The sequence below is a fragment of the Planctomycetia bacterium genome (assembly GCA_021413845.1).
Classification (GTDB): domain Bacteria; phylum Planctomycetota; class Planctomycetia; order Pirellulales; family PNKZ01; genus PNKZ01.
Map to the genome: position 1 here is coordinate 16,174 of JAIOPP010000137.1, position 24,736 is coordinate 40,909.

Annotated in this window: 16 protein-coding genes and 1 tRNA gene; 12 read left to right on the plus strand and 5 right to left on the minus strand. The window is 63.4% G+C overall.

All coding sequences use genetic code 11. The features are described from left to right. The first annotated feature begins 3 nt into the window (after window positions 1-3). From K8U03_23315 to K8U03_23330, 4 genes are all read left to right on the plus strand, one after another. The gene (locus K8U03_23315) at window positions 4-1,701 is read left to right on the plus strand and encodes a hypothetical protein (GenBank protein MCE9607827.1); all 1,698 of its coding nucleotides are present in this window, start codon (window positions 4-6) and stop codon (window positions 1,699-1,701) included. A gap of 1 nt (window position 1,702) precedes the next feature. Beyond that, the gene (locus tag K8U03_23320) at window positions 1,703-2,857 is read left to right on the plus strand and encodes a c-type cytochrome (protein ID MCE9607828.1); all 1,155 of its coding nucleotides are present in this window, start codon (window positions 1,703-1,705) and stop codon (window positions 2,855-2,857) included. Window positions 2,858-2,878: 21 nt separating this feature from the next. Beyond that, window positions 2,879-7,285: a c-type cytochrome gene (locus K8U03_23325; GenBank protein MCE9607829.1), complete on the plus strand. Its 4,407-nt coding sequence runs from the start codon at window positions 2,879-2,881 to the stop codon at window positions 7,283-7,285. A 76-nt stretch (window positions 7,286-7,361) separates the two neighbouring features. Further along, window positions 7,362-9,074 carry a hypothetical protein gene (locus K8U03_23330; protein MCE9607830.1) on the plus strand — a complete coding sequence of 571 codons (1,713 nt, stop codon included), beginning with the start codon at window positions 7,362-7,364 and terminating at the stop codon, window positions 9,072-9,074. A 175-nt stretch (window positions 9,075-9,249) separates the two neighbouring features. On the opposite strand, the gene K8U03_23335 is transcribed toward K8U03_23330, so the two are convergent. From K8U03_23335 to K8U03_23345, 3 genes are all read right to left on the minus strand, one after another. Continuing rightward, window positions 9,250-10,020, minus strand: coding sequence for a biotin--[acetyl-CoA-carboxylase] ligase (locus K8U03_23335; GenBank protein ID MCE9607831.1), 771 nt, complete (start codon window positions 10,018-10,020; stop codon window positions 9,250-9,252). A gap of 37 nt (window positions 10,021-10,057) precedes the next feature. After that, window positions 10,058-11,017, minus strand: a complete 960-nt coding sequence (gene fhcD / locus K8U03_23340) for a formylmethanofuran--tetrahydromethanopterin N-formyltransferase (protein ID MCE9607832.1) — start codon at window positions 11,015-11,017, stop codon at window positions 10,058-10,060. A gap of 94 nt (window positions 11,018-11,111) precedes the next feature. Next, window positions 11,112-11,771, minus strand: coding sequence for a 5-formyltetrahydrofolate cyclo-ligase (locus K8U03_23345; GenBank protein ID MCE9607833.1), 660 nt, complete (start codon window positions 11,769-11,771; stop codon window positions 11,112-11,114). 283 nt (window positions 11,772-12,054) lie between these two features. Here K8U03_23345 and K8U03_23350 point away from each other — a divergent pair, with 283 nt between their 5' ends. The 7 genes from K8U03_23350 to K8U03_23380 all read left to right on the plus strand — a co-directional run bounded on the left by K8U03_23350 (window position 12,055) and on the right by K8U03_23380 (window position 18,203). After that, complete coding sequence (locus K8U03_23350) at window positions 12,055-13,245, plus strand: DUF6268 family outer membrane beta-barrel protein (protein MCE9607834.1); 1,191 nt, start codon at window positions 12,055-12,057, stop codon at window positions 13,243-13,245. A 134-nt stretch (window positions 13,246-13,379) separates the two neighbouring features. Continuing rightward, entirely contained in the window at window positions 13,380-14,516 is a 1,137-nt protein-coding gene (locus tag K8U03_23355; protein MCE9607835.1) for a hypothetical protein, read from the plus strand. 22 nt (window positions 14,517-14,538) lie between these two features. Then, on the plus strand, window positions 14,539-15,438 hold the full coding sequence (locus tag K8U03_23360) for a GNAT family N-acetyltransferase (GenBank protein ID MCE9607836.1): 900 nt from the start codon (window positions 14,539-14,541) through the stop codon (window positions 15,436-15,438). A gap of 176 nt (window positions 15,439-15,614) precedes the next feature. Next, the gene (locus K8U03_23365) at window positions 15,615-15,758 is read left to right on the plus strand and encodes a twin-arginine translocation signal domain-containing protein (protein MCE9607837.1); all 144 of its coding nucleotides are present in this window, start codon (window positions 15,615-15,617) and stop codon (window positions 15,756-15,758) included. Between the two features lie 188 nt (window positions 15,759-15,946). Then, window positions 15,947-16,936 carry a M28 family peptidase gene (locus K8U03_23370; protein MCE9607838.1) on the plus strand — a complete coding sequence of 330 codons (990 nt, stop codon included), beginning with the start codon at window positions 15,947-15,949 and terminating at the stop codon, window positions 16,934-16,936. Between the two features lie 106 nt (window positions 16,937-17,042). Then, the gene (locus K8U03_23375) at window positions 17,043-17,438 is read left to right on the plus strand and encodes a hypothetical protein (protein ID MCE9607839.1); all 396 of its coding nucleotides are present in this window, start codon (window positions 17,043-17,045) and stop codon (window positions 17,436-17,438) included. A 111-nt stretch (window positions 17,439-17,549) separates the two neighbouring features. After that, complete coding sequence (locus tag K8U03_23380) at window positions 17,550-18,203, plus strand: hypothetical protein (protein MCE9607840.1); 654 nt, start codon at window positions 17,550-17,552, stop codon at window positions 18,201-18,203. 21 nt (window positions 18,204-18,224) lie between these two features. On the opposite strand, the gene K8U03_23385 is transcribed toward K8U03_23380, so the two are convergent. Beyond that, window positions 18,225-18,626: an ASCH domain-containing protein gene (locus K8U03_23385; GenBank protein MCE9607841.1), complete on the minus strand. Its 402-nt coding sequence runs from the start codon at window positions 18,624-18,626 to the stop codon at window positions 18,225-18,227. 116 nt (window positions 18,627-18,742) lie between these two features. Next, complete coding sequence (locus K8U03_23390) at window positions 18,743-23,866, minus strand: FHA domain-containing protein (GenBank protein ID MCE9607842.1); 5,124 nt, start codon at window positions 23,864-23,866, stop codon at window positions 18,743-18,745. 443 nt (window positions 23,867-24,309) lie between these two features. Here K8U03_23390 and K8U03_23395 point away from each other — a divergent pair. After that, window positions 24,310-24,382 (plus strand) — tRNA-Gly (locus K8U03_23395). Window positions 24,383-24,736 lie beyond the last annotated feature (354 nt).

The following is a 24,736-nucleotide window of genomic DNA, read 5'->3' on the forward strand; positions in this document are numbered from 1 at the left end:
GCCATGCTGCCACGTCTCCGCATCGCTACGTTGTTGTCGCTCACGTTGCTCTCGGCGTTCGCGCGGCTCGCGCCGGCCGTCGATCTGGCGAAGCCGACGGCGAACGACACGCTCGCCTCGCAGCCCCTCTCGCCGGAAGAGGCGCTCAAGTCGATGGTCCTACGGCCCGGTTTGGAGATCGAGTTGGTCGCGGCCGAGCCGCTGGTCGTCGATCCGGTCGCCTTCGCTTGGGGAGCCGACGGGAAGCTGTGGGTCGTCGAGATGTGCGACTATCCGCGCGGCCTCGACGGCAAGGGTTCGCCCGGCGGTCGCGTTAAATTTCTCGAAGACGACGACGGCGACGGCCGCTACGACCGCGCCACGATCTTCCTCGACGGTCTCTCGTATCCCACAGCCCTTTTGCCGTGGCGCAAGGGGGTGCTCGTCTGTGCCGTGCCCGAGATATTTCTTGCTACCGATACCGATGGCGACGGCCGGGCCGATAAACGCGAGACGCTGTACACAGGCATCACGGTCGGCAATCCGCAGCACCTCGCCAACGGCCTACGGCTCGGGCTCGACGGCTGGGTCCACTGCGCCAACGGCGGCACGCATACCGCGATCGAAGCGCTGCGCACGAAGGAGAAGATCGCGATCGGCGCGCGCGACTTCCGCATCCATCCCGACACCGGTGCGGTCGAACCGTTGGCCGGCCGGTCGCAATGCTTGCGCGAAATGGACGACTGGGGCAACTGGTTCGGCAGCTCCAACGCCAACCCGCTCTTCCACTTCGTGCTGGAAGAAAAGTATCTGCGCCGCAACCCGCATGCCAGCTATCCGGCCGTGCAGCGCGATGTTTCGGTTACGCCCGGCGCGAGCGAAGTTTTCCCGAGCAGCAAAACCGTGACTCGCTTCAACGAGTTGCACAGCGCGAACCGTATTACGTCGGCCTGCAGCGCGACCTTCTATCGCGACGAATTGCTCGGCCCGGAATTTCAAGGCAACTCGTTCGTCTGCGAACCGGTCCACAATCTGATTCACCGCGAGATCGTGCAACCCAAGGGAGCGACGTTTACGAGCCGGCGGGCCGACGACGAACAGCGCAGCGAGTTCCTCTCCTCGACCGACAACTGGTTCCGCCCCTCGATGGTTCGCACGGGGCCCGATGGCGCGCTGTGGGTCGCCGATATGTATCGTCTTGTGATCGAGCATCCGGAATGGATCTCGAAAGAATGGCAAGCCAAGCTCGACCTTCGCGCGGGAAGCGACAAGGGTCGGATCTATCGGATCTTCTCGAAAGGCTTGAAGCCCTGGCCGATCCCGAAGCTCGACACGCTCACGCCGGTAGAGCTCGTCGCTAAGCTCGAAAGCTCCAACGGCACGGTGCGCGACATGGCGCAACAACTGCTCGTCGAACGCTGCGGCAATCAGAAAGAACGGTCGTTCGAGACGGGCCGGGCCGTCGACTCGCTGATCAAGCTCGTGAACGAATCATCGCGCCCGACGGCGCGGCTACACGCGCTCGCCACGCTCGCGCTCTTAAACGACGAGCTCGACACGATCGTGCTTCGCAAAGCGCTGGCCGACGAACATCCGGGCGTTCGCCGCTTGGCGATCAGCCTCGTCACGAACGAACAAGCATTGCTCGACGACAAGCTTTTCGCCGCAACTACTCTGCACCGACGACACCACCGCGGCGGCCGCGAAGAGCTCGCTCCATAAGTTGAATATCGCCGACGTTTGCAAGGCCCTTTCGACATTGGAAATTCCTAAGCCGGCGATTCCGATCGCGAATTGCATCGATGTTGCCGCGGCGTACGAAGACACCGTCGGCTTGCGGCGCCTCCTGACGCTCGCCGATCGGAGCCCGACGGGGGAACGCAGCGCAGCCGCGGTCGTGGTGCTCAAGGGCCTCTCGCGCCATCAACTTAACCTCGCGCGCCTGCATCACTCTCTCAGCTTGCGCCGCACGGTCGACGACTTTCGCACCTTCATCGCTTCGGCACGCGCCTCGGTCGGCGACGAGAAAGCGAAACTCTCCGACCGTGCGACGGCGCTCGAACTCTTCGGCTACGACGCTCCTTATGCGCAAGAAGAATTCGCCTTGCTCGCCAAGTTGCTCTCGCCGAAAGTGCCCGACGAATTGCAAGCCGGTGCCGTCGCGGCTTGCGAGCGGTATTCCGATCGAGCTGCCGTCGAAATGCTGCTCGCCGCGTGGAACGGCTTTAGCCCGGCGCGCAGATCGCAAACGCTCGACGTCTGTTTGTCGCGCGCTACTTGCGCCGAGTTGCTCGTGGCGGCGGTCGCCGCTAAGCGAATCTCACCGGCCGAGATCGGGGTCGCTCGAACACAAGCGTTGTTGAACCACAAATCGGCGGAGCTGCGCCAGCAAGCGAAAGCGGCGCTGCAATCCGACTTCAATGCCGATCGCAAGCGGGTCGTCGATGGATACCAAGCGGCATTGAGCCTCGTCGGCGATGCGGCGCGCGGTCGCGAGGTGTTCGTGAAATCGTGTGCGAACTGCCACAAGCTCGGCGATCTCGGCCACGCGATCGGGCCCGACCTCATGGCGATCACCGACAACTCTCCGGCGACGATGCTCATTTCCTTGTTTGATCCGAATCGGGCCGTCGAGTCGAAGTACGTCGCCTACACGGCCGAGACCGATGCAGGCCTGACGTACACCGGCGTGCTCGCCGCCGAGACGTCGAACGAGATCACGCTCGCGCTCGCCGACGGCAAACGGCAGTCGCTCCTGCGCAACGGCTTGGAATCGTTCCGCAGTTCGGCGAAATCGTTTATGCCCGAAGGCTTGGAGAAAGATCTGCCGCCGCAAAAGGTGGCCGATCTGTTGGCGTTTCTGTTGCAGCGCAAGTAGTCGAGGCGGATACCGCGGCCGATGACACGCACGCTTCACACCGTCGGCCGATCTGCCCAGCGCCGATTTCCGTGGGCGTTGTTCATGCTGCTGAGCTTCGCTGCCGCGTCGTCGCCTTGCTTCGCGGCCGACGAGGAAGACGACGACGAGCCGAAGTACGCCGCCGGCCTGATCGCGGAATATCGGCAAACCGCTCGCACAGTGGAACGCTCGGCCCGGCGCGTCGATCTCGATCTGCAATTCGTCTGGGGCGAGGATCGGCCGGACGAACGTCTTGCGCCGGGCGAGTTCGCCGCCACCTGGCAAGGCAAACTTTTCACGATGACGCCGGGCTCGTATCGCTTCCACGTATTTGTCGGCGGGGGCGAGCTCGAACTCAAGCTCGGCGGCAAGACGCTGCTTCATGCCTCGGCCGCGAAGCCGGCGTGGCACGTCAGCGAACCGATTACGCTCGGCTATGCCCACACGCCGTTGGAGATTTCGTTTCGTAAGACCGCCGGCAATGCGACGCTCAAGCTGCATTGGAGCGGCCCGCAATTCGCCGTCGAACCGGTCCCCGAGCGGCATCTGTTTCACGACCCGAAGCAAACGCCGGCAAGCGCGTTCGACGAAGGCCAGGCCTTGGTGCGCGTGCTGCGCTGCGCGAGCTGCCATAGGATCGCCGCCGGCCGCGTTCCGCTTCCCGCACCCGCACTCACGCATCTCTCCGGCAACATCGAGCCTGCTTGGCTTATCGCTCATCTCGCAGCCTCGGGGCGGACCGAAGCCGAGTCGGCATCGCTCGCGCGGCGCATGCCCTATTCGGGCCTCAGCGAAAGCGAAGCTCTTGCGATCGCGGCTTATCTTTTGAGCGGGTCCGAGAAGTCGCCGGAAGTGAACGTCGCGCAGCCGATCGAACGCAAGATCAAGCCCCCCATCACTACCGACCCACGACGACAAGACGAACCGAAGAAGAGCAAGCCGAAGCCGCGCACCGAGCCGACCGTTCGCGACGGCGAGTTGTTGGCCCGCAGCGTGGGCTGCTTAGCTTGTCACAAGATCGGCCCGGATACATCGGGGGCCGGTTCTCTCGGCACGTCCGGTCTCTTCTCGGGAGGGGATCTCACGACGATCGCGCGGAAGCGGCCCCCGGAGTTTTTCTTGCGCTGGCTTGCCGAGCCGGCGAAGATCAACGCCGACCATCGGATGCCGGTGTTCAAGCTTTCGGAATTGGAACGGGCCGATCTGGGGGCCTATTTGGCTACGCTTCGCGAACGCGCAAGCGACGTACGGCCCGCAGCGATCGATGATTCACCGGTGGCGCAAGGGCGCGCGCTGGTCGCGGCGCAGCGGTGTGCTGCGTGCCATCGCTTGCCGAAAGACGCTGCGCGGCTTGTGCCGGATGCATTGCCTTTGCATAAGGCTTGGGAAAAGTCTTGTTTCGGCGAACCCGACGTCGCTCGGCATCGGCCCGGCTATCGACTCGACGAACGTCGCCGAGCCGCGATCGTGGAATACCTCTCGACGTTCGTTCCGTCGGCAGATGAGAAGCCTGCGTACGACGGCCGGTTCGTGCTTGCCGAGCGCAATTGCACGGCGTGTCATGCTCGAGGGCTCGGCTTCGGCATCGCCGAGCAGGCGCCGAAGATCACGGCCGTCGATGCCGAGCTGTTGCCCGTGCAGGCCGCGTTGTTGCCGCCGTCGCTGAGCGGCGTCGGCGACAAGCTCACGGCCGAAGCGATGACGAGCGCGATCGAATTGAAACGCGACCCGCTCCGGCCGTGGCTCCGTGTGCGGATGCCGAAGTTTACGCTGACCGCCGAGGAGCGCGCGGCGCTCGCAGCGCATTTCGTCGACCATGATCGGATTCCCGAATTGCCCGCGCCGGCCGAGAGCACGATCGCAAATTTGGACGACTCACTCGCCGCACAGCGACTTGCCGCGCACCGGCTCGTCACCTCCGACGGCTTCGGCTGCACGAGTTGCCATAAGATCGGCAAGTCGGACCCGGTCGGCATCGTCAACATCGCGGCGCATGGGACCGACCTGACGCTGCTCGGTTCGCGATTGCGCAAGCCGTGGTTCGATCGTTGGGTGCGCAACCCGGCTCGGATTATTCCGCGGATGGAAATGCCGGCGATTCAACTTCCGGTGAAAGGGGTGTTGCACGACGACGTCGACGAGCAGCTGGCCGCCGTGTGGAACGTGCTCAACGAGCCGGGTTTCACGCCGCCGCTGCCGAATCCGGTGCGCATCGTCCGCTCGCGCAATGTGCCCGGCCTTAGAGAACCCGCCAACGTGTTGACCGACGTCTTCGTCGTCGACGGCACGACGTACGACAGCGCGATCGTCATCGGCCTGCCGAACCGGCACAACATTCTTTTCGATCTGGAGCACAACCGCCTCGCCGCCTGGTGGACCGGCGACACGGCGCTCGAACGAACCAAAGGAAAGAGTTGGTACTGGGAGCCGGGAGGGATGCCGGTGGTCGACTTGCAGGGGACGCCGAAATACGACGAGCCCGACCTGCGTTTCACGATCGGTAAGCCGGCCGCCGCGGCCGCATCGAGCCAAAACAGTTGCGAGCTCGATTCGATTACGCATACCGCCGGCGGCATCTCGTTCGACTATCGCTCTATGTCGGGCGATCGACAACAGGGAGCGCTGCGCGTGCGTCAAACGTTCGAGCCGCTGCCGAGCGATCCCAAGTCGGCGAAGACGAGTGGCTTTCGCCGCACGATCGAAATCGTCGGTTCGTCGGCCGTGAGCTCGCTGGCGGATCTTCCTCTGATCCTTGAAGAAACTCAAAATCGGGTGGGCTCGCCGAGGATCGTCGATCGGACCCGCGCCGCCGGCTCGAAACGGAACGCGTATCTGACTTCGGTGGAAGCGCAGCGCGGCGAAGAAAAGATCGCCCGCATCGTCGTCGACTATCTCGTCGATCTCCCGCTCGACTCGTTTCCGAACGAAGTTCCGCCGGCGACGGCTCCGCCCGTCGTGAAGCTCGAAGTCGTGCCCGGCTATGAAGCGGTGCAGCTTCCGCTCACGGTCGCCGAGATGCCGACGGGGCTCGCGTGGAAGAAGGACGGCACGCTGGTATTCACGTCGCTCAAAGGGCGCGTGGTCGAAGCGCGCGATACGAACGGCGACGGGCTCGAAGACACGCTCCGCCCCGTGAGCGATGATCTCGCCGCGCCGTATGGGATCGCCGTTGCCGAGCAAGACGGGAAGGAAGTGCTCGACGTCGTCAACAAGTTCGGCCTCGTTCGCTTGCACGACGACGACGACGACGGCGACGGCTATCGCGAGCGGATCGAAGTCGTCGCCTCCGGTTGGGGGCATACCGACGACTACCATGACTGGGCCGTCGGGCTGCCGAAGATTCCCGGCGGCGGGTACTACGTGGCGCTGCCGTGCCAACAAGACGAGCGCGATCCGAAGAAAGCGGCGCTCCGCGGGCAAGGGCTCCGGCTACTACCGCGCACGCCGACGAAGGATGATCCGCGGCGCTTTAAGATCGAGCCGTTTTGCGGGGGCCTGCGCTTTCCGATGGGCTTGGCCGTTAACCGCGCGGGGGACCTCTTCGCCAGCGACAACCAAGGAAACTACAACCCGTTCAACGAGATCAACCACCTGACGCCCGGCGCTCGCTATGGATTCATCAACAAGCTGGAATCGCAGCCGGGCTTCGCGCCGCCGGTGGAGACGCCGGCCGTCGAGTTGCCGCATCCGTGGACCCGCAGCGTGAACGGCATTTGCTTTCTCGACACGCCGCCGGCGGTGCGCGAGAAGCTCCGTCGCGAAGGTCGCGCTGAAAACTTGTTCGGCGAGTTCGAGGGGCACTTGATCGGCTGCGAATACAACTACCGCGCGCTCTATCGGATGGCGCTGGAAAAGATCGACGGCACGTATCAAGGAGCCGCGTTTCCGTTCAGTGCCTCTCCCCAAGAGACCGGGCCGAAGGAAAAACAGCCGACGTTCGAGGGTCCGACGGTTTGCGAAGTCGCGCCGAGCGGCGACCTCTACGTCGGCAACTTGCAGGACAGCGGTTGGGGAGGCGGGCGGAACACCGGTTCGATCGTGCGCCTGCGGCCCCATGGCAAGCTGCCGGCCGGGCTGGCCTCGATCTCGGCCCAGGCCGACGGCTTCACGCTACGCTTCACGCAGCCGGTCGAGCGAGCGGCGGCGAGCGAGGCGTCGGCGTATACCGTGGAATCGTTTCGCAGGATTTCGACCCCGCAATACGGCGGAAACGACGTCGAGCGGGAAGCGGTGCGCGTGAAATCGGCGATCACCTCGGACGACGGTCGCCAAGTTCGCCTCACGCTTGATAAGATGAAGCAGGGCTTCGTATACGAATTCCACCTGCGAAGCCTCGCGCCGGCCGGCGAACCGTTCTTTCCGGCGGAAGCGTTTTACACGCTCAAGCGGATTCCGCGCGGCCCTTAAGCACAGCACCATCATCGATCGCAGCACCCTACGCGCGCCGCCTCATTAGCAGGCGGCCCGAGAATGGTTTCGAGTTATGCCCGAGCAAAGTCAGTTTCTCTTCATCACCTGCCAAGTCGGCGCCGAGCCGGCGCTGAAGCGCGAGTTGGCGAAGTATCGCCCGTCGTTTCGTTTCGCTTATTCGCGACCCGGCTTCCTGACGTTCAAGCTTCCGGAAAAGCATGGCTTGAAAGACGATTTCGATCTGAAGGCGATCTTCGCGCGGGCCTACGGTTTCTCGCTCGGCAAGGTCGCGGTGCCGGAGTCGTTCGTCTGCACGGCGTCGCTCGCACCGACGCTCGTCGCGCCGGCCGAAGAAGTGTGGAAGCTCGCCGCCGGGCGCGAGTTCGAAGCGTTGCACGTGTGGCCGCGCGATCGCTTCGCGCCGGGCCAGCACGATTTCGAAGTCGCGCAGACGGCCGAGTCGTATGCCGCCGACCTAGCGATTCGCGCCGCCGCGCCCGAGCAGTTCGCCGCGTTGAAGACCAAGCAGCCGACGCAAAAGGGAGATCGGGTTCTCGATGTCGTCCTAGTCGACGCGAACCTGTGGTGGGTCGGGTTTCATCGAGCCGACGGCTTGCCGACGCGCCGGCCCGGCGGCATCTTCGAAGAGATCGGGCTGCCCGACGACGCCGTCTCGCGGGCCTACTTGAAGCTCGAAGAAGGGCTGGCTTGGAGCGGTTTGCCCGTCGAGCCGGACGACCATGCGGCCGAGATCGGCTGCGCGCCGGGCGGAGCTTGCCAAGCGCTCTTGAATCGGGGGCTGTTGGTCACCGGGATCGATCCGGCCGAGATGGACGCTTACGTCGCCGGGCATCCGAACTTTCGCCATTTGCGGATGCGCGGCAGCGATGTGAAGCGCCGCGAGTTCTCCGGCGTGAAGTGGTTGATGACGGACATGAACGTCGCGCCGAACTACACGCTCGACACGGTCGAAGCGATCGTGACGCATCCCGACGTCCACATCGAAGGGATGCTGCTGACGCTCAAGCTGCTCGACTGGGAACAAGCCGACGACGCGGCGGAATACGTGTCGCGCGTACAGAGTTGGGGGTTCGGCAAGGTTCACTGTCGGCAGTTGCAACACAACCGTCGCGAGTTTTGCCTCGCCGCCGAACGAAAAGGGGCGCCCGCTCCGCTTGAGAAACTCGAAGAGCGAGCCACGCGCAAGCTCGCGAAGATTGCGAAGAGCGTCGTGGGGGCCGGGAGCGGCGATGTGGTTGTCGCGAAGGTTGCCGCGAAACCGCAAGCGGAGGGGCGGCCCGAGGGGGCGCCGCGGAAGTCGAACCAAGAACATAAACGAACTAAGAAGGAACGAACTCACTTGGAACCCATTACCGGCGAACAAGACGAACTGACGCAAGAACAACTCGACTGGAACAATCGCGATCAAGGTGAATCGAAGCCTGCCGCGCGGCCGTCGAAGTCGAAGGAGATTTTCGCCGCGAAGAAGAAAATGCCGGTGCCGGTCCCTAAGTCGACACGAACGCTTGCGCATCCGACGCCGGGCTCGAACGCTTCAAGGTCCTTTTCCTCAAGGCCCTCTCCGTCGACGTCATCTTCGGCAGCGAAGACGAGCCCTGCTCCGGCAACCGCGACACCGCCGGCAGCCGCTCCGCCGCAATACAAGCTCGGCCTGAAGCGCAAGGAAGAGCTCAATGCGAAAGAGCCGCCGAAGCCGATCGCGAAGCTCGGAGCGCAAGGGGTGAAGCGCCGGCCGAAGCCGATTCAGAAGAAGAAGCGCGGCTAAAGTAGCAGGCACGTTCCACGTGCCGTAGCCACCTGCCACATCGAAGCGCGCTGCGACATTGGTTCGCGCTCCGCTTGTTACTTATTAAGAGTGCGGCTCGATCCGGCTTGGCGATACTAAATCGTTCGTGGTTACGGCACGTGGAACGTGCCTACTACTTTAGCGGACGACGATTTTAGCGGACTACGATGCCGGAGTAGATCGTGCGTCGGCCGGTGGGTGTTTCGAGCACCAGAGCGCCGTCGGGAGCGATGCCCGTGCAGAGGCCGGTCACCCGCTCGTCGCCGATGGTGAGGGTCAGCGACGAACCACGTTGCGTGCAGAGTTCGTCGGCGAGGGTCGCTAAGTCTTCGCGCTGCCGGCCGAGATCGGCGAAGGCCGTGCCGAGTGCCTCGAGCAATTCCGACAAGAGATCGGTTCGATCGAGCGGTGCGCCGACTTCGTCCGCGAGCGAAGCGACGATCGCCGCGACTTCGGGCGGAGCGGCGGCGACGGAGTTGTTCACGTTCAAGCCGATGCCGACGATCTGGCGCCCGTCGCCGAGCGCTTCGACGAGAATGCCCGCGAGCTTGCGCGGGCCGAGATAAACGTCGTTCGGCCAATGGATACCGACGGCGGGACTCGGCAGATGCCGCGTCACGACTTCTACGAGCGCCGTCGCCGCGGCCAGCGGCACCATGCTCGCATAGCGCTGCGCGATGCCGAACCGCGCCGGATCGATGAGCAAGCTCCACGCCAGGCTCCCCGCGCCGGTCCACCAACGGTTGCTGCCGCGCCCGCGGCCGGCCGTTTGCTCTTCGGCGATCGCGAGCAAGCCGACGTCTTTATGAAGGTCCCCGGCACGACGACGCGCGACGTCGTTCGTCGAGTCGACGGTGCGCGCGTAGTCGACTTCGGCGATGAACGTCGGCAACCGCAAGCGAGATGGATCGAGATCGAAAGACATGCGCAGGGCAGCGACCGGGGACTAAGCCGCAGCGGCACTAAGCAGGGACCGGCTGCTTCTCGGGATGCAGATAGATGAAGCTCTTGCCGAGCCGGCCGCCGTAGTTGCCGGCCGATATTTTTACGAGGCCCGGCACATCGAGCGCGGCCTCGACGGCTGCGTGGGTCGCAGCGCAAATCGTCGGTAGGTCGCGACCGTTGAGGATGATCTCCATGACCGAAGCCACGCCCGGCGGCAGCTTCGACTTCTCGCCGAGCTTCTCGCGCAAGGTCGGGCAGAATTCCGCGTAGGTACTGGCGATCGTAAACTTATAGCTGCTGCCGGCCTTCGAGCCGCTTCCGGCGACACCGCCGGGGAAGGGTTGGATAATGCCCGGCGTCCGCGCCGCCGCATCGCGCCCGCGGCAAGCCGCTTCGAGCGCTGCGTCGACGGAGCTGCCGAGGAACCAGAGGTTGCCTCCCATCAAGCCGTCGCGATAGCCGAAGCGACGGTCGAGCGCAAACTCGCCGCCGAGAATCGGCACGACCCATACCGGCCGGCCGTGGCGCACGTCGCGAAACTGATGGTGGTCGCCGAAGTAAGCGATCTTGCGACCGAGCTTGAAATACTCCGTCGACTCCGGCGCGGTCTCCACCAAATTGAAGCAGGCCGTCGTCGGGCACGTAAGCACGTTCTGGCTCAGCCGCACCAACAGCGAACGCTCCAAGCGCGCAGCGCGGTCTTTATGAAACCGCGGCACATGGAACTGCACGATCGCGCCGGGCCGGCCGTCGGGAGTGTTAAACGATTCATCGCCGCCGGGCCCGACGTAGCGATCCAAGCCCGCCTCGCAATCGCAGAGGATCGTGCTCGAGGCGTTCCCCGTCGCCGCTTGCACGGCATGGTCGAGCCACGTCCGATCGCGGGCCGTGATCAACACCTCGGCGTAGATGCTGCGGAACGCCTCGGCGTAGGTGTCGTCGACGAGGGATGCGAAGCGAGCAGGATCGACCGGCATGGGAGAAGGGGCCAGAGAAAGTGGTCGGTGGTCAGTGGTCGGTGGTCGGTGGTCGGTGGAGTCGACCATCCGCCAACGCTTCGATGCCGGACGCTTACCCGTTGCGGGTCGGCATTTGGCGGTTGTAGATCGTCGCTTCCGTGATGATCTTGTCCATATAGATGTCGTGCGCGGCGGTCGGGATCTCGGGGAACATCTGGCACTCGAACGCCAGCGCGACGAGCGGGCAGTCCATGCGCGAGTGTTCGAGCAGCTTGTCGTAGTAGCCGAAGCCGTGACCGGTGCGAGCGCCGCGGGCGTCGAACGCCACGCCCGGCACCATGATCAGGTCGAGCTCTTCAGGGCGAATCTTCTTCGCCGGCAGATCGCGGAGGTCGGCCCGAGGCTCGAGAATCTTATACATGCCGATCGCCAACTCGTTCATATCTTCCAAGAGGAAGAGGTCGAGCATGCCGTCTTCGCGGCACCACGGCACGACGATCCGCTTGCCGTGCGTCAGGGCCGTGGCGAGGTAGTGCCGCGTGCGGACTTCGCTGCGCACATCGACGTAGTACATCACGGTCTTCGCGGCTGCATACTCGGGCAAAGCGACGAACTTCTCGCAGATTCCGCGGCTCAACTCGTCCTTGTTTTCCAGCGCACCCCGGGCCGCATGGGCCTGTTCGCGAATCACCTTCTTGCGGGCGTGCATCTCGTCGGCCGAGGCCTGAGCGGAAGGGTTGCTGGTGTTTGAGGCGAGTTGATCGGTCGTCATCCTTGCTCTCCGGTTCGGGTTGCGTTCCGTAATGGCCGGCGGAGCGAATCGAGTTGCCGGCACGCGAGTGCTATCGTAGCGAAAACGGCACGCTTGGCAATCTCTAGAGCTCGTTGTCGGTGCTGAAGCACTCTCGGCCAGCCGGCCATTTTGCGGCTCGCGCGCGTCGGCAGATCGTCGTTCGATCTTGACCGAAAAACTTCGCCCCACTAATTAAGTTGCCCCAATCCTCATTTATTACCGCAAATTCAGTTGCTCGCGGTCTCTCAACCCCTTGTTCGCCATGCCACGGCTCGTGAAAAACTCGACGCCTCGCATTGCCCCTGCGGCGACTCGTTGCCGGTGGCCGTGGTTGTTCGTCGTTGCCTTGTCGCTGTTGCCCTCAATCGCCTGGGCACAGCGCGTGCAATTTCCCTCGACCACACCGGCGAGTCCGTTCAGCAGCGCCGCTCCGCAAAGCTCGTTCACGCCCGCCACTCCCACGCCGACCTACTCGGCTCCATCGGTAACGAACCCTTACTCGGCTCCGCTCCCCGGCACACAGGCTCCCTCGCTGACACCGGCGTGGGATCCTTACGCGATGCCCGGCTCGGCGGCCACGCCTCCTCCGGCGCTGCAACCCTACGGTTACCAACCGGCGAACCCGCAACTGGGATATCCGTTTCAAGATTGGTCGGCCCCTTCGACGAAGCTTGTGCAAAACTTGGGGATGCGCTACACCTGGATCAATCGCGGCGGCAACGGCACGGATAATTTCGGGATCGAAGATCTCGACTTTTGGGCTTCGTTGGCGTTCCCGTTTTTCCACAACGTGAACATCGCGCCGATCTTGTTCACGCCCGGCTTCAACTTTCATTTCCTTCAAGGCCCGAGCTCTACGCCGGCGCGCGATCTGCCGGGCACCACGTACGATGCGTTCGGTCAGTTGAGTTGGAAGCCGCAGTTCAACGAACGGTTCGGGGCCGATCTCGCGCTGAGCGTCGGCGTCTACTCCGACTTCTCGTACACCGACCACACGAGCATCCGGATCCTCGGCCGAGGTGTCGGCACTTGGCAGTTCAACCCGCAATGGCAAGGGGTGTTGGGAGTCGTCTATCTCGATCGGTTGGATATCAAAATCTTGCCTGCGGCCGGATTTATTTGGAAGCCGCACGACGACGCGAAGTTCGAGCTGCTCTTTCCGCAGCCGAAGCTCTCGCAACGCATTACGAACTACGGCACCTACGAATTGTGGGGCTACCTCGGCGGCGAATACGGCGGCGGTCAGTGGTCGATCACGCATGCCAACGGCTCGCACGACGTCGTCAACTACAACGACTTCCGCGTCTATCTCGGGATCGAAGCGATCGGCCCGCGGTTGCGCGGCCACGCGGAAATCGGCTATGTCTTCCATCGCGAAATCCTCTATCTCAACAGTCCTCCTAAACTCGACTTGAGCGACAGCATCATGCTGCGCGCCGGCGTCAGTTACTAATTCGGAAGACTCAACCGGTGGACTGTCGCACAGCTATCCTTGCAGATGCGACATTCGCGAACGGCAGCCGCGCGGGCAAAGCCGTGCGATGCGTCGGTCTAAGAATTTGCGTCGCGATCATGCTTGCGCTCGCCATGAGTGCCGCAGCGAACGGGCAATTGTCCGGCCCGCCGATGCAGTTGCCGACGCATTCGGCGTTTCGCGAAGACGCCAAGCCGGGGGTCGCGCGGCTCTATGATCTTCCCTCGGTGCAAGGCGAAACCACAACGACTCCGAAGCCGCTCCCGCGTGCGCCGGTGATCGCCTCGCCGGCGACTCCCCGACTGTTCGCTCCGACGTTCAACGTGGCCTTAGCGCCACCTTCGGTCGACCAGCGCGACTATGTGCCGAATCCTCCTTACGCCACCTCGCCCCTCACATCGCCGGAGATTCCGCTGATGGCGCCGGTGGAGACGCCGCTGTTCAGTTGGCGACCGTCGCACATCCCCGAGGGGGCGAAGACGGGCATCTTTCAACAAAGCCTGTTTCGCACAACCTATCTGCCGCGCATCGGTGCCGACGGCTTCGGCATGACGAGCCTCACGAAGCAATTCACGTTCGCCCTGCCGCCGTTTATTTCCGGTTCGCCGATCTTGGTCTCGCCGAGTTACACGACGCACTTCCTCGACGGGCCGGCGCCGATCGACGTGCCGCCGCATCTGATCGACGGCGAAATCGAATTCCGCTACATGAAGCAAGCGACCCCCAGGCTCGGCATCGATATTTCGGTAGCGCCGAGCTACTACGGCGACGGTCATAACAAAACGAGCGACGCTTGGCGTGTGACGGGCCGAGCACTCGGCGCTTGGAGTTGGAACGAACGCTGGCAGATCGTCTTCGGCGGCGTTTATACCGGGCGCAGCGACTTCCCGGCGGTTCCGGTGGCCGGAGCCATCTGGAAACCTGCGAGCGACATCCGCATCGAAGCGATCTTTCCTCGGCCGCGCGCGTATTTCCGGCCGTTCGTGAACGGTACGATCGAGCATTGGGTTTACCTCGGCGGAGAGTATGGCGGCAACACTTGGGCCATCGAGCAACCGGGCGGCATCTCCGATAAGATGACGTATGCCGACCTCCGGCTCTTGGTCGGCTGGGAACGACGAGCTCCCCGCGGCTTCAGCGGACGCTTCGAAGCCGGTTGGGTGTTCGACCGTTCGATCGAGTTCAACAGCGGCAGCCCGGGCCTCGATCCTTCGGACACGTTGATGGTCCGCGGCGAAATGAGCTTCTAGGGTCTCTCATTCCACGGTCGCTATGCTTTCCATCCGCATCCTGACGCCGGCCGACATCCCGCTCGGCATGCGTTTGAAAGAACTCGCCGGCTGGAACCAGACGGAAGCCGATTGGCGCCGGCATCTCGCGCTGGAGTCGGCCGGCTGCTTCGTCGGCTGCTGGAACGGCACGCCGGCCGCAACCTTGGCGACGACGGTCTTCGGCGGGGACGCAGTCGCCGGCAGTAGCGCCTGGATCGCGATGGTCCTGACCGATCCCGACTTTCGCCGGCGCGGCATTGCCAACGCCTTGCTCGAACACGCGATCGAAACCTTGGAGCGACGCGGCGCGACGTCGATCTGGCTCGATGCCACGGAGATGGGCCAGCCCGTCTATGAGAAACTCGGCTTCCGGACGCAGTTCCAGCTCACGCGCCGGCGCGGGATCGCACAAGCGATCGAATCCGCCGGCGACGGAGTCGCCCTCCGACCGATGACCGCCGAGGAACTCGCCGGGGGCGAAGTCGCCGATCTCGATCGGGCTGCGACCGGTGCCGATCGTCTATCGTTGCTGGCCTCGCTCCGCGACGGGCTGCCCGAAGCAGCCGTGACGGCGATGAGCGACCCGCGCGAAGTTACGGCCGTGCTCGGCTTCGGGCTCGCGCGCTCGGGGAGCCGAGCGACTCAGGTCGGCCCCGTGATCGCGCGCACCGAGGCGGTCGGACGCGCGCTGCTGGCATTCGCCGTTCGGCAGTTCGCCGGCCGTGAGATCTTGATCGATGTGCCCGATCGGAACGAGGCAGCCAACCGCTTCCTCCAGCAGGCCGGAGTGGTGCCGGAGCGTGCTTTTTATCGAATGGTACGAAAATCTCCGAAATGTGAAGTTGCATACGAGTACAGGGAGTCGGAGGTCTGGGCGAGCGCAGGGCCGGAGTATGGGTAAACTGCGTCACTGTCTGCGTCGGGTTGTGTCGGCCAGCGTACGACCCTAACGATTACAAATATCTAGGTAAACTGCGTGGAGTTTGACACCGCCTCATCGAACGCTAAAAGTAAGCCAACCCAGATGCCGCTCGTTTCCGTTTCGCGGCATCGATTTGTGCTTAAAGGAGTTGGAATATGGATCGTAATCGTCGTTCGTTCTTGCGTCGTGCTTTGCTGGCCGTTGCCGCTGTTGCCGCGGTCGGTGCCGTGACGACGCAAGCCAAGGTTGCCGAAGCTCGCTGCCGTCGCCGCCGTTGCAAGTCGGGCGGCTGCTGCTAATTGCGAAGTAGACGCAATTCGAAGATATCGGAAGCCGCTCGTCTCCCGCGACGAGCGGCTTTTTCATGCGCCGCGCCAACGCGAATGCCCCGTCGCCGGCGTAGTTGCTATCGCTCGTCTCAGGCCCGGCAACTAAACTTCAACGACAGCAGACCGGTTTCGTCACTACTTCGCCGCGGCTCGTGCTCATGTTTAGATTGCCTCGTTTCGGCTGGTATCCCTTCGTCGCCGTCGTGGTTTGCGCGGCGGGTGCGGCGGGGATCGCCCTCATCGACGGCCGCTCGTCGATCGCTCCGGCCGATTCGGCTGCCGCTGCGCCTCTCAAATACGAGGCCATCCCGTTCGACGGTGCCGCGGCCTTCAAGCACCTCGAAGAACTCTGCGCCTTGGGCCCTCGCCCGAGCGGTTCGAAGGCGATGACCGCGCAGCAAGAGTTGATCGTCAAGCATTTCACCGCTTTGGGTGCCGACGTCCGACGACAGACGTTTCAAGTCCGGCATCCGGTCGACGGCACGCCGGTCGAGATGTCGAACTTGATCATCGCCTGGAATCCCACGGCGAAAGAACGCTATCTCGTCTGCACGCATTACGATACCCGACCGTTTCCCGATCAAGACCGCGTGAACCCGCGCGGCACGTTCGTCGGCGCAAACGACGGCGGCAGCAGTTCCGCGCTCCTCATGGAGCTCGGGCGACACATGCAAGGGTTGCGAGGCAAGAACGGCGTCGACTTCATTTACTTCGACGGCGAAGAACTCGTGTTCAGCGAGACCGATCGCTACTTCCTCGGCTCCGAACATTTCGCGGCGAACTACCGCGCCGAACCGCCGGGCTATCGCTATCGCCAAGGGCTCTTGCTCGACATGGTCGGCGACGCGAACCTCGCGATCCGGCAAGAGCAGAACAGCGTCAAGCTCGCGCGCTACGTCGTCGGCGACGTCTGGGGCGCAGCGTCGCGTCTCGGAGTTCGCGAGTTCGAGCAGCGCGCCGGCCCGACCGTTCGCGACGATCATCTGCCGCTGAACGAGATCGCGCGTATTCCCACGGCCGACGTCATCGACTTCGACTATCCCTACTGGCATACAGAAGCCGATACGCCCGACAAATGCTCCGCCGCCAGCTTGGAGAAGGTCGGGCGAGTCGTTTACGAATGGTTGCGCGCCAACGTGAATCGCTAGCGCGAGCCGGCCGTAGCAAGCGCGTGCCTTCTCGGCCGCCCGAGCCTATAATGCGGCTCCGCCGTCGCTTGTTTCTCGGCGGTGATCACATCGCGAGATCTTCGTCGTGCCGTCCGTCGTGTTTTACTTGGGCGTGGCTTTGGTGCTCGTCGGCATCGGGCTCGTGTTCTTCGAGCGCCGAGGGCTCGCCGATCCGGCGGCAGGCCCGTTCGCGCGGCAGCGCTCGGTGCGGCGCTTGCGGATCGGTTTTCAGATTCTCTTTCTCGGCGCCGCGGTCGTGGCGGGAGAAGCGATCGATCCGCGCAGCCACCCGCTGGCGTACATCAGCGATTGGATCGGAGCGGCCTTGATCGCGTTGGCTCTGTTACGGTCGGCCACGCTCGACTACATCGCCTCGCGACGGCATTGGAGCGCAGAATTGCGGCGCAGTGCGACCGAAATGGAAAAAGCTCGCGCCGAACTCCGGCAACATCTCGGGCCCGACGCGGAAGCGGTCGATTGACCCGCCCGGTTGCGGCAGCGTAGACTGGCTGGCATCACGATTCCCCGGCGATTCGCACCGTTCGCCACGGCCGAGGGGAGCCCGCGCCGCGATCCTTGCGATGCTTTGCTTATGATGGACTATTTTCGACTCTGCGTGGCGCTCGCGCCCCTTTCGATCTACATGATCGGCTTGGCGGTGCTCAACTTTCGTCGCCGACCGGTGGTGGTCGCCGGCTCGCGCGACATGGCGTTTCTCGGACTCGGCACGATCGGCTTGCTGCTCGTCGGCCCGATCGAGTTGCTGTTGCCTTCGCTGCCGGACCATGTGACCGGCTATGTGTGGATGCTGCTGCTGGTGTTGTACTGTTTGTTTCTTACGCTCGGCGTGTTGCTCAGCAAGCCGCGCCTCGTGGTCTACAACGTTACGCTCGACCAGCTGCGGCCGGCGCTCGCCGATGCCGTGAACGATCTCGATGCCGATGTCCGTTGGGCCGGCGGCAGCGTGGCTCTGCCGAAGCTGCACGTCGAGTTCTATTTCGACGATCATCCATCGGTGCGCAACGTGTCGCTCGTCGCCACGGCGACGCCGCAAAGTTACGCCGGCTGGCGCGTGCTCGAACGGGCCTTGAAAGAGCAACTGCGGAGTTCCGTCGAGACGACCCCCAACGCTTGGGGACTCGGCGTGCTGATCGCCGCGCTCGGCATTCTCTGCCGCATCGGTTGGATCGCCTGCATGCATCCGCAAGAGATTGCGCAAGGCTTCACCGACATGATGCGGTTCTGAAGAAGGCTCGCCCGACAGCGATTACTCTTCCGCTTGCTCGGTGCGTCTTGCCTCTGTAGGCGATTTCTTTTTCGAGCGCGGCCTCTTCGGCGGTCGGGCCGCGAGCTCGATGGCCGTTTCTTCGGCGCTGAGCAAGTGGAAGCGAAGTCGAAACGCGCGATAACCTTGATCGAGTCGCTCCGCATACAGCGTGCGGATCTCGGTCAGCAACGCCTCGGCCGAGAGGAAGCCGTCGAGCCGGGCGTCTTCCTCCGTCAGCTCTTCCAAGCAGACCGGATCGATCTGCGTGATCCGGATATAGCCGATGCCGGGGATATAGCTGCGCTGGCCGGCGCGGAAGCGGCAAAACTTCCAGAGCCGGACGGTTTGCGTTTTGCTTCCGTCGCGAATCGAATCGAGAAACTTTTTCTTGAAGAGCAGCATAGGCCCGCCAGCGTAGGAGCGCCGGAAGGTCGGGTCAAGAAAATCGAGAACGCGCGACTTCCCTCGTGCCGCAACCTCGCTTGCGGTTTCGCGGAAGTCACGCCATCGACGCGGCTTTAGTTCATCCCGAGATCGCGAAGGAAGTCGTCGAGTTCGGCGTCGTTCTTCTGTGAAGCCGGAGCCGCTGCCGGTTGGGGCACCGGCTTCGTGCCGTTTTTCGCAGGCTCCGCTTTCTTCGGCTCAGCCATCTCCGCGACCGGCTCCGCTGCTTCGAGCCCGAACACGCCGAGATCGATCGCGTCGTTCTTCGGCGCGGAGGCAAGATCGAGGAAACCAAGATCGATTTCCGCGGAAGGCACATGTGCGACTTCCGCCGACGGGTCGATCGAGGCGGCCGGCGATTCCTCGACCGGCGTCGTCTCCGCGACGTCGTCGGAGAGGGAGAGGAAACTCAGATCCATCTCGGCCTCGTCTTTGGCATCGTCCTTCACGTCGCTCGGCGCAGCGTTTTCTACCGAAGCGCCGGCGTCCGTCGGCCAAGGGGCGGTTTCCGCCTTCGCCGTTTCGGTCTCGGCGAACATCGCGTCGAGATCGAACTCGGGCTCGCGCGTCGCTCGCGATGGGTCGTCGAGCCCGGCGAGGAACGACTCGGCCTCTTCGACCACACTCGGCGAACCGAGATAGGCGACGGTCCGATCGGTCTCGCCGTCGTTGCGGCCGGTGTCGTTCTTCTTGGCGGCTAATTCGGGATTGGCATTCGCATCGAGCGGTTCGTCGGCTGTCTCGTCGACGAAAGAAAATGCCTCGACTTCGCCGGAAGCCACGGCCTCGGCCGGCGGCGTACTTTCGGCTTTCGGGATGCCCCACGGATCGGCATCGCCGGCAGGTTCGTCGAAAGCAAACACCGAGGTCGCAGCGTCCGCTTCCGAGGTCGGCGCAGCGCCCCATTGCAGAGTTTCATTCGACGACGCATCGTTCGATTGCGCATCGTTCTCCGGCGAGCTTGTCTGCGGCTCTTCGTCGACGGGAGGAGTCGCCGTCGTGTCGGTCGCGGCGGCGATGCTCGGGGCCGACTTCGGACGAGGCTCGAACGAGCGGCCGGCCGGCGTTTCCGGCTCCATCGCGACGACGTCGAAGCGCGGCGGCCGAACGCTGACACGGGTCAACGAGCGCAACGAAGAACTCAGCCGCAGATCGACATCGACCGAGCGCTGCCGATTCGAGACCGGCGGCGCTGCGGGCACGGACGGGGCTGCAGGAGCAAGCGCCTCCGCAGCAGGAGCCGCCTCGTCGATTGGTTCGAGGCCCATCAGCTCAAAAGGGGGCGCGTCGCCGGCCGGTGAATCTTGAGCCGCTGAATCCGAAATCGCCGAGTCTGCGGCGACGGATACTTCGGCATCGGCTTCGAGCACTGCCGGTTCCCATGCTTCAGGCGAGGACGACAGCGGCACTTCCTGCGACCACGGGTCGCTTGGAGCGGACGCAGCTTCGGCTGCCAGCGACTCGCTCGCGGCCGGCGATTCCGAGTCGGCAGCCGGTTCCGGCGCTGCTTCGGAATCCCAAGCGGAGAAGAGATCCTCGTCTTTCGCTGCCGCTACTTCTTCCTTCGCCTCTGGGGCGGCTTCGCCTACTGCGGTCTCGGCCGGTAGGGCATCGGCTGCGACAGGGTCGAGCGACGCCATCCAATCGTGCGGATCCGGCGCTGCCGTCGGCTCAGCCGCCGCACTCGACTCGGAAGTCGATTCGGCGAGCGTGAAGTCATCGAAGAGGCCGGGCGATTCGCTCTCCGTTGCGGGAGCGGGGGGCGAGGCCTCAGCGTCTACTTTTTTTTCAACCGCGGGCGCGAAGTCGTCCAGAAAAAACGGTGCTTCCGCTGCCGGGCTTTCGACGATGGGGCTTTCAACGGCCGGGCCTTCTACTGCCGGGTTCTCGGCAACCGGTGCTTCGGCACTCCATTCGTCGAAGTTCCATTCCTCATCGGTCGGTTTCTCTTCGGCCGACTTCGCCTCAGTCGATTCCGTAGCCGCCGGCTCCGCGACAACCGGCTCGCTCACGACCAGTTCTTCTACGGCAGCTGTTTCTGCAACAGCATCTGCGGGCTTCGGCTCCTCGGCGCTCGGCTCTTCCGTAAAGAAGTCGCCGGCGAAGAGATCGAATTCGTCGCTCGCAGCCGACTCGACAGGAGCATCGGCGGGGGCCGCTTCGCTAACTGCCGCTTCACCGGCAGCGGCTTGGTCCCAACTATTTTCCGGAGGCGTGGCTTCGCTCGGCTTCTCGGCCCCCCAGGCCACGGTCTGGTCAGGAGTTTCTAAAGCCGGAGCTGCGGCCGGCGAAACGTCGTCGAGCGGGATCGGCGCGTCGAGCGATTTCCAGCCGGACGTGACCACCGAAGCGGCCTGGTCGTCGAAGATCGGTCCGATCGCAGCGCCGCCGGTTTTTGGGCCCGTCACGTCGAACATCGGTAGCGGGCTATCGTCGAGCGGGATCGGGTCGAACGATTGCTTCGGCGGCGCGACGGGAAGTTTATTCACGACCGGCGCATCGGCAGCAGTCGCCGACTTCTTCGCAGGCTTGCTCGGCTTCGCTTTCGGTTTTGCGGAGCCGGAGAAGAGCATTTTGATTTTGTCGAAGACCGAGACTTTCGCGACCGCGGGCTTCGAGGCCTTCGCCGGCGTCGTCTTGCTCGGCGCCACCAGGGGCGCTGCCGGAGAGACGAACTGCTCGGTGACGTCTAACTCAGCGGCATCTAGCTCCGGGGCGTCTTGCTTGGCCGAGATGGGGCCGACGGCGAAGTTCGTCGGCGGTGCGAGATCGAAGCTCGGCGCTGCGGCACTCGGAGCAGCCGCAGAGAAATCGGCGAACATGTCGGCTGCGGCTTCCGGCTCGTTCGCTTTCGGTTCGTCGGAAGTCGCCGCCGGCGAGGCCTCGCCCGAGAGGAAATCGAAATCATCGGCCGGCGCCGAAGTCGACTTCATCGGTTCCAACGCCACCGGTTCCGTGGCCAGAGGGGCGAAGCTCGGCGGCGCGATCGCGGGTGCCTGCTTGGCAACTTCCGGCAGAGCGGGCTTGAGGATCGAGGGGATGTTCGCCGCCGTCTTGCCCGAGTCGAGATCGAGGCCGGTGAAGGCGACCGTTTCGTCCGAGGTCTTCGGCTTCGGCTTCTTCTTCACATCGAAGTTCGAGAAGTCGAACGTCGGCTCTTGCTTCGCTTCGATCGGCTCGATGGCCGGCGGAGGGGCCGATGGAACCTCGTCGAGATCTAAGGAAATCTCCTCGAGTTCTTCTTCCTTGAGTTCTTCGACGGGAGATTCGGCCGCCGAATCGTCTAACGAATCGAAATCGAAAGTCGGTTCGTGCTCCGCAGCGACGGCATCGGCGAGCGACATCGACTCCGAAGCGGCATCGAAGACCGGCACTTCGGCCGGAGGCGCGTCGAACGTGAACGACTCGGCTCGTTCGGCCGGCGCGACAGCCGCGGCATCGGCCGCTGCGTGGAAGGGGGGCTCGTCGATAGCCGGCTCTTCCATGACGATGTCATCGGCTTCTTCGACCTCAGCAGCCGAGGCCATCTCCGGCATCGGGGGCAATTCGGAAACTGTCGGCGGAGCGACCGGCTCGGTGAACGGAAACTCGTCGACGTCGGCCGGCGACGGCGCGGCGGCTGCCGGTTGCTGCGGCGTTTCTTTCGCGAGCGTTTCTTCGACGAGAACATCGTCGAGCGCGATCTCTTCCGGCGACGGTGTTTCGTCCCAGACGAGCTCTTCTTCGCGCGCTTCGAAAGGGGCCGGCTCTTCGGCCGATTCTTCGATCGATGAAGCTGCCGCGGAAGGCGTTTCCGGGAAGTCGTCGAAAAGTTTTTGTTCGTCTGGTGCCGGTTGCTCGTCTGTCGCTACGAGGTTTTCGACTTCTTGCTGATCAGCTGCTTCGGCAGCAGGAGCCATTTCGGTCGGCGCTTCGGCGACGTCGTCCAAGAACGCGTCGAGGTCGAGATCGTCGTCGAGCGAAGCAGCGCTTTCCATCGCAGGCGCGGGAGCTTCGATCGGCTCTGGTTGAACCGATTCAGGCTGAACCGGTTCCGACTTAGCCTCGAGTTCGGCGCTCTTCGATTCGATCTCTTCCGGCGCCACTTTCGCTTTCGCCGAGCCGGTGAAATCGAACTGCGAGGCGAGATCGTCGAAGCCGACTTCCGCCTTGGCGGGACCGGCCAACGGTTCGGCAGCGGCGGGGCCGGCGGAAAGGAAATCGAAATCGAGACCGCCGCTCTTCTTCGGTTTTTCGGCAGGCGGCTGCTTTTCGACCGGCTGCTTCGCAACCGGTGCCGGAGGTTCGATCTTCGGAGCCGGCGGTTCGATCTTAGCGGCCGGTGCTTTGGTAGCCGGTGCGCTCGCTTCCGGTTTCGACTTCCCCTTTTCTACGGACTTCTCAACTTTTTTTTCAACTACCTCGGGCTTAATCTCCTCGAAAAACGACTCGTCGAGCTCGACGTCTTCGGCTTTGAAATCAACCGTCTTCTCGGACGTGGCACTGAAGTCGGTCGTCAGTTGATCGCCGCTCTTGGCCTTCGGTTCGTCGAAGCCGAGTTCGCTGAAGTCGATCTCGCCGGCGTCTCGTTCGCTCGGGGCAGATTTCTTTGCATCTGGAACTTCGTCGAGCAAGAAGTCGAGATCCATTTCGTCGGTCTCGCCGCCGCTCGGTGCTTTCGGCTTGTCGGCCTGCTTCGGCGCAAGCGGAGCCTTGGCGATCGGCTTCTTCGCGGCGTCGGGCAACTTCGCTTCGATGGTTTGTTCGGCCGATGAGCCGGCGGCCTTCTGTTTCGGTTCCGGCGCTTCGCCGGCCGGGGCGTCGTCGAGGATGAAGTCGATATCGAGTTCGCCTCGATCGATCGCTTGCGTTTCGGCCAGGCCCGACTCCTCAGGCTTCGGTTCTTTGCGCTTCTTGCCTGTGCCCGGCAAGTCGTATTCGGCGCGGAACGTGAGTGGGCCGATCGCCAGAATCTGGCCGGGACGAACGACGGTCGCTTTCTCGATCTTATCGCCGTCGACGAACGTACCGTTCGAAGAGCCGTTGTCGAGCACGACGAGATGGCCCTTCACTTCCGAGAGCTTGCAATGTTCGCGACTGACCGTCGGGTGCGAGATGATGAGATCGGCCTTATGACCTCGGCCGATCGTCATGGGAAGTCGGAGTTTGACTTCGCCCATGTTCGCTTTGCCACCGATGACGACCAGCTTTGCATCCATCTGCTTAACTCCCCGACTTATTTCGAAGTCGGTATCCGACGAGGCGTGGTGGGTGAACCGCGAGTCTCTGCGTGAAAATTACGAGCCCGACCGCGCGGCAAGCCCCGCTCGGCCGACCGGAATGCCGGCTGGTCGACTACGAGGGCTCATCGGTGGTGCGTAAAGATCCCGCAGATGTGCGACTCGGTAACTACGGCAGCTTAGGTCGAGAACGAAACCGCACATCTACTCCGCAAACCTTAACTATAACCAGCAATCGGCTCGTCGCAACTTTTCAGCGGGAAAGACGTTAAGACCCTACAACCCGGCCACCCCTTGCAACCGCGGGGACCGCATCTATAATCTGTCTCTCGCTGAACACCGCCGCCGGCAAGTAGTTGGAAAATTTCGCGGAATTTTCCGCTAGTCCGACGTAGGTTTTCGACGAAAAGGGTTGTCTGTATGCGGGTGTAGCTCAGTTGGTAGAGCACCACGTTGCCAACGTGGTTGTCGTCGGTTCGAATCCGATCACCCGCTCTGAATCTGCTTGGGTCGGCTGGAAAGTCGTGGTTTTGCCTCGTTTGAGGCGGGATTCTTCTCCCATGCTCCGCTGCTGAGCGGACATCGACGCACCGCTCTTCTCTGCGGTTAGCGGCTCAATCGCACCGAGCTTTCGGCCTCGGTTGCCGAAGCTCCGAAATTGCGGCTTCCGTCGATCGGCTCGCTGAGCCCGCGGTTTTCTCGGTCCGGTTTTGTCGTTGTGCCGGCTGATCACCTCATCGCACTCCTGCGGATTTTTCGCAGTTTTAATGCCGGTCGTCATCGTCGTAGCGGATCTACCGTGGCGACCGTTCGCCTCACGTCCGTTTCGGGCTCTCGATTTTTCCCTGA

What these genes read in the sequence shown, in the direction of transcription:
- K8U03_23315 (MCE9607827.1), top strand. Translation starts at nt 4, where the DNA reads ATGCTGCCACGTCTCCGCATCGCTACGTTGTTGTCGCTCACGTTGCTC.
- K8U03_23325 (MCE9607829.1), top strand. Translation starts at nt 2,879, where the DNA reads ATGACACGCACGCTTCACACCGTCGGCCGATCTGCCCAGCGCCGATTT.
- K8U03_23330 (MCE9607830.1), top strand. Translation starts at nt 7,362, where the DNA reads ATGCCCGAGCAAAGTCAGTTTCTCTTCATCACCTGCCAAGTCGGCGCC.
- K8U03_23335 (MCE9607831.1), bottom strand. Translation starts at nt 10,020, where the DNA reads ATGTCTTTCGATCTCGATCCATCTCGCTTGCGGTTGCCGACGTTCATC.
- fhcD (MCE9607832.1), bottom strand. Translation starts at nt 11,017, where the DNA reads ATGCCGGTCGATCCTGCTCGCTTCGCATCCCTCGTCGACGACACCTAC.
- K8U03_23345 (MCE9607833.1), bottom strand. Translation starts at nt 11,771, where the DNA reads ATGACGACCGATCAACTCGCCTCAAACACCAGCAACCCTTCCGCTCAG.
- K8U03_23350 (MCE9607834.1), top strand. Translation starts at nt 12,055, where the DNA reads ATGCCACGGCTCGTGAAAAACTCGACGCCTCGCATTGCCCCTGCGGCG.
- K8U03_23355 (MCE9607835.1), top strand. Translation starts at nt 13,380, where the DNA reads ATGAGTGCCGCAGCGAACGGGCAATTGTCCGGCCCGCCGATGCAGTTG.
- K8U03_23360 (MCE9607836.1), top strand. Translation starts at nt 14,539, where the DNA reads ATGCTTTCCATCCGCATCCTGACGCCGGCCGACATCCCGCTCGGCATG.
- K8U03_23365 (MCE9607837.1), top strand. Translation starts at nt 15,615, where the DNA reads ATGGATCGTAATCGTCGTTCGTTCTTGCGTCGTGCTTTGCTGGCCGTT.
- K8U03_23370 (MCE9607838.1), top strand. Translation starts at nt 15,947, where the DNA reads ATGTTTAGATTGCCTCGTTTCGGCTGGTATCCCTTCGTCGCCGTCGTG.
- K8U03_23380 (MCE9607840.1), top strand. Translation starts at nt 17,550, where the DNA reads ATGATGGACTATTTTCGACTCTGCGTGGCGCTCGCGCCCCTTTCGATC.
- K8U03_23385 (MCE9607841.1), bottom strand. Translation starts at nt 18,626, where the DNA reads ATGCTGCTCTTCAAGAAAAAGTTTCTCGATTCGATTCGCGACGGAAGC.
- K8U03_23390 (MCE9607842.1), bottom strand. Translation starts at nt 23,866, where the DNA reads ATGGATGCAAAGCTGGTCGTCATCGGTGGCAAAGCGAACATGGGCGAA.